The following is a 16647-nucleotide window of genomic DNA, read 5'->3' on the forward strand; positions in this document are numbered from 1 at the left end:
TCAACCAGCAAAGAGCGGCAGCGGTTCTTCTGCGTCCCCGGATGAGAGATTCGAAACCGTAACCCCGACCAGCCGGATACCGGTCTGCGTCGGCAATACCAGCCGTACCAGCTCGAGTGCCAGTGCGTGCAATTGGCCGTTATCGCGGACTGGAGTAGGCATGCTGCGGCTGCGCGTGACGATGCGAAAGTCGGCAAACTTTATCTTCACCGTGACGGTGCGACCGAATATCCGGGTGCGATTGCACCATTCCCACACATCCTCGGCCATGCGGGCGACACCCGCCTCGATAGCGGTTGCGTCGAACAGATCGGTGCTGAAGGTCGTTTCGGTGCCCGAGCTCTTTCGCTCGCGGCTGGGATCGACCGGCCGGTCATCCTCGCCGCGTGCGATGGCGTGATACCATTCCGCCGCGCTGCCGAAATGGCGCCGCAGCACTTCGATGGGGACCGCCTTCAATTGCGCGCCAGTCTGAATGCCCAGACGCTCCATCCGTGCGGCCGTTTTAGGCCCGACCCCATGGAAGCGGGACACCGGCAGCGCCTCCACCCAGTCCGGCCCCATCTCGGGCGTGACCGCAAACTGGCCATTGGGCTTGCGGTGATCGGACGCAAGCTTGGCGAGAAATTTGTTGTACGAAATGCCGGCTGAAGCGGTGAGCCCGGTTTCTGCGAGAATGCGGGCGCGGATTTCTTTCGCGGTCGCCCAGGCGGTGGGAATCCCGCGGCGATTGTCGGTAACGTCGAGATAGGCCTCGTCGAGCGACAGCGGCTGGATGAGGTCGGTATAGTCGGCGAAGATCGCATGAATCTGGCGCGAAACGGCGCGATAGACCTCGAAGCGAGGGCGTACGAAGATAAGCTCGGGGCAGCGCCGCACGGCAGTGACCGAAGCCATGGCCGATCGCACGCCATAGCGCCGCGCCTCATAGCTGGCCGCTGCGACCACCCCGCGCGCGGCACCATGCCCAACCGCCACGGGTTTACCACGCAGGTCAGGGTCGTCGCGCTGTTCAACCGAGGCGAAGAACGCATCCATGTCGATATGGATGATCTTGCGGATCGGTGTGTCGGACATCGCGCCATCCTATACCGTCATGCGAACAAATATGGAACTCGCGTTCGTTGCGGCTGCACTGCTTCGTAACAAAATATTGCTGGAACCTGGCGTGTGCCTAAGATGCGTTGACCCTCAGAGGCCTGAAACCTACCTCCCGGAGATGCTCGCAGGCGAAACCGTGATGACCCAGCCGACCATCATTCTGGTCGAGGACGATCCCCAGCTCCGCACGCTCACCGCGCGGGCGCTGCAGGAGCATGGCTATACTGTGCGTCCCGCTGCCTCGGCGCCGGAAATGTGGCTAGCGCTTGATCAGGGGCCGGCCGATCTAGTCCTGCTGGACGTGATGCTGCCGGGCACCAGCGGGATCGATCTTTGCCGCACGCTTCGCCAGAAGAGCGCCATCCCGATCATCTTCATTTCCGCCAAGGGCAGCGAGACCGATCGCGTCGTCGGGCTGGAGCTGGGTGCGGACGACTATCTCGCCAAGCCGTTCGGGACACGCGAACTCGTGGCGCGGGTGCGCGCGGTGCTCCGCAGGGGCGGCACCGAGTGCGATCCGGCGGAGCGCCAGCACGGCCTGATCGAATTCGATGGCTGGACCGTGAACCTGCCGCGCCGCGAGCTGTTCTCACCGACCGGGGCAGTGGTCGACCTCACGGGGGCAGAATTCGATCTGCTTGTGGCGCTGTGCGATCACGCCGGCCGGGTGATTTCGCGCGAACGGCTGATCGAGCTGTCACGCACCCGGCTGGGCGACAGTTCCGACCGCAGCATCGACGTGTTGGTCAGCCGGCTGCGGCGCAAATTGTCCGATGCAGGCAAATCGGCGCCGATCGTTACCGTGCGCGGCATCGGCTACACGCTCAACGTGCCCGCGACGCGCCGTTGAAACGGCTGTTGCATACGCCCTTCGGCCTGATAGGCCGCATATTCGCAATATTGTTGCTGACGATCCTGATCGAATTCAGCATCAGTACGCTGCTCTACGAGCGCGCGAGCCAGTTTTCGGTGCGCGACGACGAGGCACGACGCCTGGCAGAGCATCTGGTGATTTCCCGTAAGCTGCTCGCCGAGCAACCGCCAGCTACGCGCAGCGATCTGGCTGCCGAACTTACCACATCGCGCTACGAAATCCGGTGGATGCGTGCGTTGCCGGCAGGGCTCCGCACAGCATCGGAGCTCGACCGTATCCACAACCAGGTCGTGCTATGGGAGCCGGCGCTGGTCGCCACCGACCTGCGCCTGCGCTTCACCGCCGAAGGGCGCCACGGGCTGATCGTGGGGGCGCTGACGCTGCCGGACGGAAGCTGGCTCTATTTTCGCACGCGCGAGCAGGTGCACCAGGCCGATCTCGGTTCCGCCCGCATCCTGCTAGCGCTAACCCCGGCGTTGGCGCTCATCCTGATCGGCGGGCTGCTCGTCCGCCGCATGTTGCTGCCGATGCGAAGACTGGCCGAAGCGGCAGAGCGTGTCGGCACCGGGAAGGTACAGGAAGTGGAAGAAGCCGGCCCTCGCGAGCTGCGGCGGGTCATCGCAGCCTTCAACCGGATGCAGGCGCGTATACAGCACCTGATCGCCGATCGGACCCAGGCGCTGGCGGCAGTGGGCCACGATTTACGTACACCGCTCGCGCGATTGCGGCTGCGCGCCGACGGGATCGCGGACACGGAAGTGCATGCGGCGGTGGAAGCCGATCTGGCTGAGATGGAGGCGATGATCGGTTCGCTGCTCGCGTTTCTGGGTGGGGAGGGGGAGAAGGAAGTCCCGGCGCGTGTGGATGTGGCCGTGCTTTGTGCGACGATTGCCGACGATCAGGCGGATCATGGCCGCGACGTAACCTATGAGGGCCCTCCGCATCTGGAAATCGCCCTCCGCCCGGTACTGCTGAAGCGTGCGCTCGGTAATCTGGTGGAGAATGCCGTTCATTATGCCGGGCACGCCCATATCCGGCTGACGGCGAAGAAGACGGAGATCAGCATCGCGGTCAGAGATCGCGGCCCGGGCATCCCGCCCGAAGAGCTCGACCGCGTGCTGCAACCCTTTGTCCGACTCGACAGCGCACGCTCGCGCGACACGGTGGGGTTCGGCCTGGGCCTCGCCATCGTCCAGCGCGCGATGGAGGAAGAGGGGGGACGCTTCATGCTCCGTAACCGCGACGGCGGCGGGCTTCACGCCGAATTGACAATTCCGCGCCGCTAGTTGTTGACGCAGCAACACTTTCTTACCAACGCGCCGCAACGCAGCAAATCCTGATCCCTAGCTTCGGTCGGCAAGGTCGTCCGCCCCGGACGGCACCGAAGCAGGAGCAATGCCGTGAACGAACTCATCGGACGCGTATTCGCCTTTGAGAAGCAGGTCTTCCCGAACCAGAGCGCACTTTATTCGAAGCTGGCGGCGGACGGGCAGAGCCCCAAGGCGCTGATGATCTCCTGCGCGGATTCGCGCGTGGTTCCCGAACAGATCATGCAGGCCCAGCCCGGCGATCTGTTCGTGTGCCGCAACGCCGGCAACATCGTCCCGCCCTTCGCCACGCTGAATGGTGGTGTTTCCTCGACCGTCGAATATGCTGTGGCGGCCCTGGGCGTGCGGGACATCATCGTGTGCGGTCATTCCGATTGCGGCGCGATGAAGGCGCTGATGAACCCGGCAATGCTGGACGGCATGCCGAATGTCGCCGCCTGGCTGCGCCACAGCCATGCTGCGCAATGCGTGGTCGAGCGAGGGTATCCAGACCTCGACAATGCCGACGCGGTTCGCGCGGCCAGCCTAGAAAATGTCGTCGTCCAGCTTGCCCATCTGCGCACCCATCCTTCGGTGGCCGCGGGTATCGCGCGTGGGGAAATCGCGTTGCACGGCTGGTTCGTCGACATCGGCGCTGGCGTTATGCTCGGGCTTGACGGCCAGACTGGCCGCTTCGTGCCGATCCGCGAAGATCGTCCGCTGCCGGTGGCGCTGCCGGCCGGCCAGCGCCTCGCGCTCGACGCGCCGATGCTGGAGGCGGCCGAGTGAGCAGCGCCGTGCCTCTCGAAAAGCCCAAGGGGTTCGCCCGCGATCTCACGGCGTCGATTGTCGTATTTCTGGTGGCGATGCCGCTCTGCATGGGCATTGCCGTCGCCTCTGGCGTCCCGCCCGAAAAGGGGCTCGTGACCGGCATCATCGGCGGTATCGTCGTCGGCGTCCTCGCCGGCTCGCCGTTGCAGGTTAGCGGGCCGGCGGCGGGCCTTGCCGTCATCGTCTTCGAACTGGTGCGTGAACAGGGCCTGTCGGCACTGGGGCCCATCCTGATCCTGGCCGGTCTGATCCAGGTCGTCGCCGGCGTGTTGCGCGTCGGCGGCTGGTTTCGCGCGATCTCGCCTGCGGTAGTGCATGGTATGCTCGCCGGCATCGGCGTGCTGATCGTGGTCGGGCAGTTCCATGTGCTGTTCGATGCGAAGCCGCTGTCGAGCGGACTGGCTAATCTCGCCGCCATGCCCGGTCGTCTGCTCGGCCTGTCGCCGAACCTTGCGTCGGCCGAACTCGCGCTGCTGCTGGGTATCGTCACCATCGTCACCATGCTCGGCTGGGACAAGCTGCGCCCGGCCGCGCTGCGACTGGTGCCGGGCGCGCTGGTTGGGGTGGTAGCGGCCACGCTGATCGCCTTCGCCTTCGGCCTCAACGTCACGCGCGTCGATGTTCCGTCGAACATCGTGTCGGCCGTCGCACTGCCCGAAGCAGGGTTTCTGGGCCGGTGGCTGGATCCGACGGTGATTACCGCTGCGTTCGCACTTGCCTTCATCGCCAGCGCCGAGACGCTGCTGTCAGCCGCGGCCGTCGACCGGATGCATGACGGCGTCCGCACGGACTACAACAAGGAATTGCGGGCACAAGGTATCGGCAATCTGCTTTGCGGTGCTGCCGGCGCCTTGCCGATGACCGGGGTTATCGTTCGTAGCTCGGCCAATGTGCAGGCGGGGGCGCAGTCCCGCTGGTCCGCGGTGCTGCACGGCGTCTGGATACTCGGCTTCGTTGCGTTGCTCCCCTGGCTGTTGCGCGAGATACCCATGGCGGCGCTAGGCGCGGTCCTGGTGGTGACCGGCGCGAAACTGGTAAACCTCAAGCATGTCCGTCACCTGTTCGGCCATTATGGCCTGTTGCCGGCGGCAATATGGGCCGTCACCTGCGTCCTGGTCGTTGCCGAGGATCTGCTGACCGGCGTTCTGGTCGGTATCGCGTTGTCGCTGCTCGAACTGCTTCCGCACGTTCGACGCCTGGGGTTGAAAGTGGTGGAACAGGATGTTGCCGGCGCTCGCACGATCTCCCTCGACGGCGCCGCGACCTTTGTCACTTTGCCCAGGCTGCTCGACAGGCTGGAGGCAGTGCCGCGCGATGCTGTGGTTCGGCTCGATGTCTCGCGGCTCGGTGCTCTCGACCATAGCTGCGCCGAAGTGCTGAAGGACTGGCTGCAGCGTCGTCGCGCCAGCGGCAATACGGTCGAACTGTCGGGCGCGAACGGCAAGATTGCTGCCTTGGCGGCGTGACGGCCAAGATTTGTAACAATGGGGCAATTTGCGAGAAGGGTTCCATCGTTACACGAAAGCACCGGGCCGGCGCGCTTGACCGGCGACAGCCTACCAACCCTATCGCCGCCGACGCGCCGGACGCGGACCCATCCGGCCCCCTGGTTCCCCAGACCAGCGGCGGGCGGCGTGCGCCGGCCCATTCCCCCATCCCCCGGCCGCGCCGCCAAGCCGGTTCGGTTTCGCAAACCCGAGACCCAGAACGCCGCCGCCCGGTCCCCGGACGGCGGCGTTCCGCTGATATATAGACGGCGCCGGCCATGGCCGGCCCGCTTCCGCTCAGAAGGTACCGCGCAGGCCGATCAGGACCTGTCTGCCGGGCTTGTACTGGGTGAACGTTGCGTTGGGGAACTGGAAGTAAGAACGCAGCGTCGCATTGGTGAAGTTCGACACGTTGATCGTCAGCTGCGGCGCCTTCTTGACCCCAAGCAGCTTGTCGAGATCGAACGCCGAGGAAAAATCCCAGCTGGTGTAATCGGCGTTGAACAACGCAGCCGCGGGGATGCTGTTCTGCGGATTGCCGCTGCTCTGCGAGCCTTCACGCGATGTAACCGACACCCGCAGCATCACGCCGTTCCGTTCGTAATAGCCGGTGATGTTGTAGGTAAAGGGTGCCACGCCATAGGCCTGCGCCGGGCCGTCGCTGGTCTGGTCGACGATCGTGGCGTTGGCATTGAAGCCGAAGCCGTGCACGCCAATTTTCTGCGTGAGGAAGTCGAGCGGCTGCACCCACTGGAATTCCAGGCCGTTGATCTTCAGCTTGTTCGGCACGTTGACCTGGCTGGTGACCAGCACCGTCGCCTGGCTCGGGCCGCCACGCGAGTTGATCGCGATCTGCTGGGTCGGGTTCAGCGTGTCATAGGTGATGCCATATTGCGCCAGCGCCGAGAAGGGCACGGTGCTGTTCGCGTTGGTGGTGAAGCCCTCGATCGACTTGCGGAAGGCATTGAAGCTGATCACGCCCTCACGGCCAGTATAATATTCAAAGCCCAGGTCGAGGTTTGTCGACAGATAGGGCTTCAGCGCCGGATTGCCGATCGTAGCCTGGTCGGCCGAGGGGGCGCCGAAGCTCACGCCCGGCAGTTGCGCGGACGGATCCGGCCGGGTCATCGTCTTCGAGGCGGCGAGGCGCACCACTGCGTGCGGCCCCACATCATAGGCGAGGGTGGCCGCCGGCAGCCACTGAGTATAGTTGTTGCGGGTGGTGACGATGGTGACGAGGTTCGGATAGCGGCTGCCGTCGGCGATCTGCGCGCCCGACGAATTGACGTTGCGCGGATCGGCGACCGAAACGCGGCCCTGGATCGTCTGGATCGTGTTGACGTAGCGCAGACCGATGTTGAACCGCAACATGCTCCCGCCGAGCTGCTGCTCGCCGTTCAGCGTGGCGAAGGCGGATTTGACGACTTCGCGAATATAGCCGCCGCTGGCGCCGGTATTCGAGCCGCCGCTCTCCGGTGTGTTGTCGTGGAAGCTGTCATAGTTGCTCGCCTTGCGGAATGCATCCCAGTCGACCGTGACGAAACCGGCGGGGCCGGGCTTCAGATAGGTCGGGAAGGCGGCGTTGGGGATCAGCGAGCCCCCATAGGTGATCGGGCCAGATTGGCCGGCGGTATAGCCGGTGCCATAGCCGGGATAGGTGGGGTAACCTGCGGGAGCCGCTCCCTTGACGTTCAGGCCCTCGCAGGGAGGCTGCGAATTCGGGCCGGGCACGAACACGTTGGGATTGTCGCCGCAGACGGCGTTCTGCCACGCTTGGGTGTTGTCATAGCCGCGGATCCGGCGCGAAGTATCGTCATAGGCCGCGCCGACCTGGAGGTTGAGCGCGTGGTCGCCCCAGGTCAGGTTGCCACGGATGCCCTTGTTCTTGTTGAGGCGGCGCTCGTCCTGCATGTTGACGCGGCTGCCGGTGTACCAGCCGAAATTCGCCGGGTTGTTCAGGTCGAGGCTGCTCTGGATGCTCGGGATGCCGCCATCATTGGTGTAGGTGACGGTGCCGCCCTGGCCTAGGGGCGTTGTGGCGCCCACCGTCGGGCTCTCGCGGTGGAAAGTCGAGCGGGCATAATTGGCCTGCAGGTTCAGCTTCAGCTTGTCGTTGATCGTCCATTCTGCGCCGGGATTGATGCTCCACAGCTCGGTCGTCTCGTAATAGGGACGGAATTCGTCGAAGAACTGGGTGTTGGCGAAGGTACCGCTGGTGACCGTACAGCCGTTGCTGCAGTCCGACTTGTCGAACTTCAGGTTGATCGGGATCGCTGCGCCGTTGCGGCCGATCCACGCCATGTCCTCGCGGATCAGTTCGTTGTGCTTATAGCCGTACAAGCCGTCCAGGTAGAAATGCAGCGCGTCCGACGGACGAAATTCGGCGCTCGCAATCGCGTTGATGCGGTCGCGTGGTCCGCGAATGTCCGCGGTGCGGCCAAGGCGCGGGATCAGGCCGTTGTCGATCTGCTGGATCGTCGCGCCCGGATTGTTGGCGAGCAGGAAGTTCTTGTCGATCACCGTGCCGGCGACCAGGCCAGCGCCGGCATTGGCCGGCACTGTTGCCGGGATCGTCCAGTTGCCGCCGCCGGTGCTGTTGCAACCCGAGGCTGCGCCGCACTGGGCCGCGGTGAGCGCCGGGTTGGTATAGCCGATCGTCTCAAAACCGTTGGTGCGGGTGTAGAGCCGCTGTGCAGAGACACCGGCGAGGATACCGAACGTATCATTGTGCCAGCTGCCGATCAGCGAGCCGCGCGCGCCGACACGCTTTTCGGGCGTCTGGTTCGAACCCTGGATGTTGTAGGCGATGAACGAATCGGTGCGGTCGAACGGCCGGGCCGACCGAAGGTCGACATTGCCGGCCGCGCCGCCTTCCAGCAGGTTGGCGGTGTAGCTCTTGTTCACGGTCAGCTTGGTGAACAGGTCGGTCGGGAAAAAGCTGAGGTCGACGGAACGGTCGGTGCCCTGCGCGTCGGTCGCGCCAGAGGAAGCGACCGCGATCGGCGCACCGTTCAGTGTAACGTTGGTGAAGTTCGAGCCGAGCCCGCGGATCGCCACATTCACGCCTTCGCCCGTCACGTCCCGTGAAATGGTGATACCCGGAATGCGGTTGAACGACTCTGCGATATTGGTGTCGGGGAATTTGCCGATGTCTTCCGCGAAGATCGAGTCGGTGAAGCCGGTCGCATCCCGCTTCGCATTGGTCGCCTTGGCAAGGCTCGAGCGGTAGCCGGTAATGATGATGTCCTGCGCCTGCTGATCGGTCGCGGGAGCGGTTTGCGGCGCTTCCGTCGCCGGAGACGGCGCCGTTTGCGCGACGGCGGGGGCGGTCAGCAGGACGGAAAGGGCGGTTGCGGCGAGTAAAGCTGCGCGAGTAGCGCCAGAAATGGGCAGATCGGTGGTCATTGGTCAGGTTCCCCTCTTGTTTTCCGCATCGTTCGGCGCGGAATTATTGCTTCTGTGAAATAGCGTGCAGGACGGTGAAGGGTCGCAAGGCACCCAAGCCGCACGCACGATGCGCGCGGGAAACACCCGGTTCGTATTCCGCTAATCCTTGCCCGGAAACGGCACAATTTGTGCACTGCGCGCATAGTAGTGGAGCCAAGACATGCTCTCCCAGTTCGCACCTGCTTCAACGAACAGGGGTCGTGTTAGCGCTATCTTTCATGCTTTGGTAAGGCCGTCAATGGGCATTCGGTCAGACCAATGTGTGGCGGACACGGTGGCCACTCGCGCGATACTTTGGGGAGGGAACAGATCTGCCGGACCAATTGTCTAAACGGCCGGCGCAAAGCCGCGGAAAAAGGGTGTTTCGAAAGTAGCGAGGGGAAGGCACCGGCCGATCCTGCGATGTGCCCGTTTCGGGCACCCTGACCGTGCAATCCTATCGAAAAAGATTACCCAAAGGAGCTTCCGCCCGGTTTGAGCAACATCCCATTCCCGCACTGGTAAGGCCGATATTGTAGTGACTAGGCGAACTGCCGGGGCACATGTCCCGCCACCTCAATTGGGACACCCCGGAGACCGGCGCCCCGGGGTGTCTGCCATTCATACCATGGCGGGTTGCAGCCGGTGCTGCGATGTCGAGCGTGTTGACGAGGTCCGTTCGCTGCCGCGGGACGGCGCTGAATGGCCCGGCTTTTCGATGCGGAACGACTCAGCCTGGTCGCTCAGCGAGCGAACTTCGCTTGAAAGGTTTCGCGCCGCTGCCGAGGTTTCCTCGACCATGGCTGCATTCTGCTGGGTGGACTGGTCCATCACCGTCAGCGCAGTACTGATTTCGGTGATTGCGCCCGACTGGGCATGGCTGTCTGCCGCCATAGAGCCCAGCAGCTTGTGGACCGCGTCTACATCATCCGAGATATTGACCAGGGCGTCATCAACGCGCCGGACCGCCTCCACCGCGACGCCGATGTCGGTCTGCGTCATGGTAAGTTGCTCGCGGGCGACGCGGGCTTCATCCTCCGCGCGCATTGCGAGCGCCGAGACGAGGTCGGCTACGACCGCGAAGCCCCTGCCTGCATCACCCGCACGGCCTGCTTCGACGGCAGCGTTCATCGCGAGCACTCGGGTCTGGAACGCGATCTTGTCGAGTCCTTCGATCACATTGTCGATGCCTTCGGCGCTGGTGCTGACGCGGTTCATCGCTTGCATCGCTTCGTCCGCAGTCGAGCGGCCGCCCTGTACCGTCGACATCGCCTGATCTGCGCGCTTTACCGTCTGGGTAGAGGCCGTGGCTGTCGCTTTCAGCCTCGCGTCCATCTGCGCGATCGCTGCCGAAGTCTCTTCCAGGCTCGCCGCATTGGATTCGGTCCGGCGGGCCAGATCCTCCGAGGCCTGGGCGATCTCGGTCGAACCGCTCCGGATCGTAGCGGCGCTGTCGCTGACCGCTCCAATCAGCTTGCGCAGGCTCGCCAACGCATTGTTGAAGTTGGCTTTGAGACGGCGATAGGAATCGGGGAACTCTGCCTCGATGTCGACGGTCAGATCGCCGTTCGACAGTCCTTCGAGGCTGGTGGAAACCGATTCCACCACGAACTCGACCTTTGCCTGCTCATCGGCGCGCCGCGCGATATTGGTTTTGATGTCTTCCTGCATCTTGCGGAGCGCCTCGGCGAGTGTGCCGACCTCGTCGGCCTGCCGAATGTCGAGCGCCTGATCCATTTGTTCGCGGGCAATGCCATTGGCGAAGTCTGCGCAGGCGCTGATCGGCCGGGCAATGCTGGCAGCGGCATAGGACATGGCGAACACCGCAGCCACACCCACGCCCAGTCCGAGCAGAAGTTGCAGGACCATGCTGGAAACGGCGCGGCTGCTGAGGGAGCCGCTGAGCTCTCGCGCATTGGCAAGCACCAGATCGCGCGGGATCGAGATCACCACCGACCAGGGCGTCTTGCTGCGTCCGAGATGGATGGGGTGGTACACGTCGACATTTGCGCGCTTGGGATCGTCGACGACCTTCGCCTCACCGGCCTTCACGATATCTGCGACCTGTGCCCATTGCTCACCGGCGGACGCAGCGGCGTTGCCGATCGAATTGGCATCCGCGCTGTTGGCGGCGATCAGACCGGTATCGCTGACGATCAGCACCGTGCCCTTGCCCGAAAACAGCGACTGGTTGGTTTGGGTGGCGACCTTCTGGAGAAAGTCTAGATTATAGTCGGTGCCCGCCACGCCCATAAACTTGCCGTGCACCATGATCGGCACCGACATGGTCGCCAGGAATACGCGCTTTCCCTGCACTGTGTACGGCAATGGGCCGAGAATGCTCTCCTGGCCGTTGGATTTCGGGCCCAGATACCAGCCGCCCTTCACCAGACCATTCGGGTGCCGCTCCGCACTGTCATATTCTACCAGCGGCTGAATCGCGACATTGCCGTTCGCTGCGCGGGTCCAATAGGCAAGGAAACGGCCGGTCTGGTCCGACCCCATCGCGTGATTGTTGACGAAAGCGCCATCGGCGCCATCGATCGCATTGGGTTCCCAGGCGGAGTAGGTGCCGTTGAAGGCGGGATTCTCCTCCAGCACGCGCCGCAGGATGGCGTTGAACTGCGTTCGGCGCTGACCGGCTGCAGTCGCCGCGCCGTCGCCGCTGGCCAGCGTCGCAAAGGTCTGGCCCATCGTTCGCGCAGCGTCGAAAGCAACGTCGAGCGCACCTTTGATCGATCGTGCTTCGGCGGCTGCCCGGTTCTCGAGCATATCCTTGGCCTGGGTGCTGACGATCTTGTCAACGCTGCCGCTCACGAAACTGTGCGACGACCAGGCAGAAGCTGCGCTCATCGCCACAATCAACACAACCGTCGCCGCGACACAGCAACCGGCGAGCAGCGCGATCTTGCGCTGCAGCGATTTGATATTTTGCAGGAAACGCATCACGTTCATGGGGTCCCACCATTATCCTTGGCTACAGCGCGACACGCCCAAAACGACCGGTGTCGATGAAGCTTACTGGATTATAGGAGAACCCCTTCGAACGAAGGAGATTATTACCTCAAAAACTTCGGCATATACTGTGTATATTGGGATATATACGAGTATAGTGATATTTGTATTACTATTGTTTTTGATCAAAACAGGTGTTTATAACTAATGTAGATTAGTTTCACCTGGATCCCGCCGCGAAATTATCGCGACAGCGCTGCGGCCTCCCGCGCCTTGGCCTCGACCTCTTCCGGCGTTCCGCTGGCAATCCAGCTACCGCCGACGCAGAGCACGGGATCGAACGCCAGCCAGTCGGACGCAGTCGCCAGACTGATTCCTCCGGTGGGGCAGAATTTTGCCTGATAGAAGGGGGCAGCGAGTGCCTTCAGCGCCTTAAGGCCGCCTGAGGTTTCAGCCGGGAAGAACTTGAAATGGGAGAGGCCAAGATCGAGACCGCGCATGATGTCCCCCGCATTGGCGATGCCCGGCAGGTACGGTACGCCGCTCCGCACGATCGCGTCGCCCAGCCGCTCGGTCAGGCCGGGGGAGACGATGAATTCCGCGTCTTCGCGCATCACCTGCTCGAATTGGTCGGTATTTACCACCGTGCCGGCGCCGACGATCGCGCCCGGCACCTTCTTCATTTCACGGATCGCCTCCAGCGCAGCAGGGGTGCGCATCGTCACTTCCAGCACGCGCAGGCCGCCCTTCACCAGTGCCTCGGCCAGCGGACGCGCCTTGGCGGCATCATCGATCACCAGCACCGGGATGACCGGCGCGGTGCGCATGATGGCTTCGATTCCGGTGGCGGCGTCGGTCATAGTGCATGCTCCTGGGCGAAGGCGGCGGCTGCGCCGTACAGGCCCGGCTGGGGATGGGTGATCAGCTTGACGGGGATCGACGCCATCAGGGAGCGGAACCGCCCCTTGGCAACGAATCGCTCGCCGAAGCCCGATTGCAGCAGATGGTCCTTCAGGCGCAAGCCCAGACCGCCGGCAATCACCACCGCGCTGGGCCCGTGGGCGAGGGCGAGATCACCCGCCACCGCGCCTAGGCTGAGGCAGAAGCGGTCGAGCGCGGCCACAGCGAGGCTGTCCTTGCCCTCCAGCGCCATCGTCCAGATCGCCTTGTCGTCGAGGCGCTGGACCGGCACGCCCTCCAGGTCGGCGAGGGTTTCGTAGATCGAAACGATTGCCGGGCCGGCCACGATCCGCTCTTTCGAGACGCGCTGATAGGTGCGGCGCAGTCGCTTGACGAAGGCATCTTCGATCTGGTCGAGCGGCGCAAAGTCTGAATGGCCGCCTTCAGTGGCGATGATGTCATAGCCGCCACGATGGCGGAACACCTGCGCCACACCCAGTCCAGTGCCCGGACCACAGACCGTGATCGAGCCCTTGTCGGGCAGGGGGACATCGGGACCGCACAAGTGGAGAAAGGCTTCCGACTCCATCTGCGCGACCGCATGGCCGATGGCGGCGAAGTCGTTGACGATCGTCCAGGTATCGGCACCCAGCCGTTCGGGAATCAGCGGCGGGCGGATGATCCAGGGATTGTTGGTCAGCTTGATAAGTTCGTTGTTGATCGGCGAGGCGACGGCGATTGCGGCAGCCTTTGGCAGCGGCCGCCCGAGCTGTTCGCCAAAACCGCGCCAGGCGAGCTGCAGGCTTGGATGCTCGGCAACCTTCTGCGTAATCGGCTCGCTCATCGAGACGACGCAGCCTTCCGCGACCTCTGCAACCGCGAAGCGGGCATGCGTGCCCCCGATATCGACCGCGACGACTTCCATCCGCTCTTCGTTCCTCTCCAAACCGCCTCTGTCAACGTTGCCAGACGGTGGCGCCCTTCTTCCTGCCCGGCGTCCGGATGTAAAGTCCGGTGCGACGGGCAAGTCGATTTACATGCGTTACAGTCCGGCTTCGGCCAGCATTGCCGAGGCGCCCTTTTCCGCCTCGTCGCAGTGATTGCGGAGCATGGCGAACAGTTCGCGGCCGGTTCCCTGAACCGGGGGCGGAGGAGCGGCATGCTCGCGCGCGTCCCACTCTGCGGCGGGCACCAGCGCTTCCAGCGTGCCGGCTTCGGCATCGAGGCGGAGGATGTCGCCGTCGCGCACCTTGCCGATCGGTCCGCCGCCCAACGCCTCGGGCGACAGATGGATTGCCGCCGGCACCTTGCCGCTGGCGCCCGACATGCGACCATCGGTAACCAGCGCCACCTTGAAGCCGCGATTCTGCAGCACGCCGAGCTGCGGGGTGAGCTTGTGCAGTTCCGGCATGCCGTTGGCGCGCGGTCCCTGGAAGCGGACCACGACGACCACGTCGCGCTCCAGCTCGCCGGCCTTGAATGCCGCCAGCACTTCCGCCTGGTCGGAGAAGACGCGGGCAGGCGCCTCGATGATCCAGCGTTCACGCTCGACGGCAGACACCTTGATGCAGGCGCGACCGATATTGCCCTTGAGGATGCGGAAGCCGCCCTCCGGCGAGAAGGGCGCATCGATGGTGCGGACGATATTCTCGTCGTTGCTGGCTGCGCCATGTTCGCGCCAGACCAGCGCATCCCCTTCGATGTCGGGCTTGCGGCCATAGGCGGCCATGCCGTCCCGGGCGATGGTCAGCGTGTCGGCGTGCATCAGGCCACCGCGCAGCAGCTCGCGGATGACGAAGGACGGGCCGCCAGCATCCTCGAACTGGTTCACGTCGGCCGAACCGTTCGGATAGACGCGGGTGAGCAACGGCACGACGCGCGACAGACGATCGAAATCGTCCCAGTCGATCGTGATGCCGGCCGCGCGCGCAAAGGCGGGGACGTGGATCAGGTGGTTGGTCGATCCGCCGGTCGCGAGAAGCACGATCGCGGCGTTCACGATCGCCTTTTCATCGACGACGTGCCCGATCGGGCGGTAATCGTCGCCGTTCCAGCCGATTTCCGCCAGCCGGTGCACGGCTGCGCGGGTCAGCTCCTGCCGCAGCTTGGTTTGCGGATTGGCAAAGGCCGCGCCGGGGACATGGAGGCCCATCGCCTCCATCATCATCTGGTTCGAGTTCGCCGTGCCGTAGAAGGTGCAGGTGCCCTTGCCGTGATAGGCGGCGATCTCCGCCTCCAGCAGTTCCTCGCGCGTCGCCTTGCCCTCTGCAAAGCGTTCGCGAACGGCTGCCTTTTCCTTGTTCGGCAGGCCCGAGCGCATCGGCCCGCCGGGGATCAGCACCATCGGCAGGTGGCCGAAACGCAGCGCGCCCATCAGCAAGCCCGGCACGATCTTGTCGCAGATGCCGAGCAGCGCCGCGCCTTCGAACACGCGGTGGCTGAGCGATACCGCGGTCGCCATCGCGATGGTGTCGCGGCTGAACAGCGACAGCTCCATGCCCTGATAGCCCTGGGTCACGCCGTCGCACATCGCCGGTACGCCGCCCGCGACCTGCGCCGTGGCACCGGCCTCCAGCGCCCAGATCTTCATCTGCTCCGGATAGCGATAATAGGGCGCGTGAGCCGAAAGCATGTCATTATAGGCGGTGACGATCCCGATGTTCATCCGGGCACCGGTCTTCAGCTCTTCGCGCTGCTCCTCGGTGCCGGCATAAGCATGGGCGAGGTTTGCGCAGCCGAGCTTCGGCCGGTCATTCCCCGACTCGCGCTCGCGGCGGATCAGCTCGAGATAGGCGGCGCGGCTCGCCTTCGACCGTTCGATCACGCGATCGGTGACGGCGGCGATTTCGGCGTGGAGGGTGCTCATCAGAGGCTCCAGTGGATGTCGACAGGCAGTTCGGCGTCGGCCAGGACGCGGCCGACAGGGTAGGGGGAGGATACGCCCTGCTCGATCGCGGCTTCCAGCACGTCGCGCTTGGCTTGGCCGGTGATCGCAATCATCAGCGCACGGGCGGAGACGATCGCAGCCCGCGACAGGCTCACGCGGGCGACCGGCGCCTCGGGCGGCCGCGGCTCGGGCAGCACACCCAGCGCACGGCGCTCGCGCGGGCCGTTCAGTGCCTCATCGAAATCGGGGCCGGGGAAGATCGAGGCGCAGTGGCCATCGCCACCAACGCCGAGCAGGCACAGGTCGAGCGGCCAGTGGAAATCCTGAAGCCGGGCATCGGCGGCGCGGCCGGCGGCCTTGTAATCCTCGGCCTTTTCACTGACGAGCGGGATCACCCGCGCGCCCCTGGGCAGGAAGACCTTGCCAATAGCGGTCACGTTCGACAGCGGATCGCCCAGCGGAACGATGCGGTCGTCGCCGGGAATGATCGTCACACGCTTCCAGTCGAGCTTGGCGGCGGCGAGCTTCTCATAGATCGGCAGCGGCGTTTTGCCGCCGGCAAGCGCGATCACGGCCGCGCCGCGCGCATCGATCGCGCTTTCGATGATGAACTGGATGTCGCCGGCTACGGCATCGGCGAGTTCGGCGGCGTCGTCATACTCCCACCATTCGATTTCGGTCGTCATGTCAGCTCCTTGGTATTCGGTGGGGTTGGTTCAACGGATGGGGACCGGTGCAGGTCCGATATGGGGTGAGTATCCCGCCATTGCTCCCCTCCCGCTTGCGGGAGGGGCTGGGGGAGGGATCGACGTGGCGGTTCCATTCCCGGCGTTCGACCAAGCCGAACCGCCATCCCCTCCCCGACCGCTCCCGCAAGCG

General features: G+C 64.3%; 11 protein-coding genes. 4 read left to right on the plus strand and 7 right to left on the minus strand.

What is annotated here, in order from left to right; translation table 11 throughout:
• On the minus strand, positions 1-1077 hold the full coding sequence (gene dinB / locus ACT53K_RS06710) for a DNA polymerase IV (protein WP_476227796.1): 1077 nt from the start codon (positions 1075-1077) through the stop codon (positions 1-3).
• A gap of 163 nt (positions 1078-1240) precedes the next feature.
• On the opposite strand from dinB, the gene ACT53K_RS06715 reads away from it, so the two are divergent.
• The 4 genes from ACT53K_RS06715 to ACT53K_RS06730 all read left to right on the plus strand — a co-directional run bounded on the left by ACT53K_RS06715 (position 1241) and on the right by ACT53K_RS06730 (position 5579).
• Complete coding sequence (locus tag ACT53K_RS06715) at positions 1241-1951, plus strand: response regulator (RefSeq protein ID WP_476227797.1); 711 nt, start codon at positions 1241-1243, stop codon at positions 1949-1951.
• A 5-nt stretch (positions 1952-1956) separates the two neighbouring features.
• Positions 1957-3261, plus strand: coding sequence for an ATP-binding protein (locus ACT53K_RS06720; RefSeq protein ID WP_476227992.1), 1305 nt, complete (start codon positions 1957-1959; stop codon positions 3259-3261).
• Positions 3262-3375: 114 nt separating this feature from the next.
• Positions 3376-4071: a carbonic anhydrase gene (locus ACT53K_RS06725; RefSeq protein WP_476227798.1), complete on the plus strand. Its 696-nt coding sequence runs from the start codon at positions 3376-3378 to the stop codon at positions 4069-4071.
• Positions 4068-5579: a SulP family inorganic anion transporter gene (locus tag ACT53K_RS06730; RefSeq protein WP_476227799.1), complete on the plus strand. Its 1512-nt coding sequence runs from the start codon at positions 4068-4070 to the stop codon at positions 5577-5579. The genes ACT53K_RS06725 and ACT53K_RS06730 overlap by 4 nt, the downstream gene beginning before the upstream one ends.
• A gap of 318 nt (positions 5580-5897) precedes the next feature.
• Here ACT53K_RS06730 and ACT53K_RS06735 read toward each other — a convergent pair whose 3' ends face one another.
• From ACT53K_RS06735 to pgl, 6 genes are all read right to left on the minus strand, one after another.
• Positions 5898-9005 carry a TonB-dependent receptor gene (locus ACT53K_RS06735; protein WP_476227800.1) on the minus strand — a complete coding sequence of 1036 codons (3108 nt, stop codon included), beginning with the start codon at positions 9003-9005 and terminating at the stop codon, positions 5898-5900.
• Between the two features lie 642 nt (positions 9006-9647).
• Positions 9648-11981, minus strand: coding sequence for a methyl-accepting chemotaxis protein (locus ACT53K_RS06740; protein WP_476227801.1), 2334 nt, complete (start codon positions 11979-11981; stop codon positions 9648-9650).
• Positions 11982-12223: 242 nt separating this feature from the next.
• On the minus strand, positions 12224-12841 hold the full coding sequence (gene eda / locus ACT53K_RS06745) for a bifunctional 4-hydroxy-2-oxoglutarate aldolase/2-dehydro-3-deoxy-phosphogluconate aldolase (RefSeq protein WP_476227802.1): 618 nt from the start codon (positions 12839-12841) through the stop codon (positions 12224-12226).
• Positions 12838-13806 carry a glucokinase gene (locus tag ACT53K_RS06750; RefSeq protein WP_476227993.1) on the minus strand — a complete coding sequence of 323 codons (969 nt, stop codon included), beginning with the start codon at positions 13804-13806 and terminating at the stop codon, positions 12838-12840. Before ACT53K_RS06750 ends, eda begins: the two co-directional genes overlap by 4 nt.
• Positions 13807-13923: 117 nt before the next feature.
• Positions 13924-15747, minus strand: a complete 1824-nt coding sequence (gene edd, locus ACT53K_RS06755) for a phosphogluconate dehydratase (RefSeq protein ID WP_476227803.1) — start codon at positions 15745-15747, stop codon at positions 13924-13926.
• Positions 15747-16454 (minus strand): 6-phosphogluconolactonase, encoded by a 708-nt coding sequence (pgl, locus tag ACT53K_RS06760; protein WP_476227804.1) that lies wholly within the window; start codon positions 16452-16454, stop codon positions 15747-15749. Before pgl ends, edd begins: the two co-directional genes overlap by 1 nt.
• Positions 16455-16647 lie beyond the last annotated feature (193 nt).

This window comes from Sphingomonas sp. DMC8 (assembly GCF_056314185.1).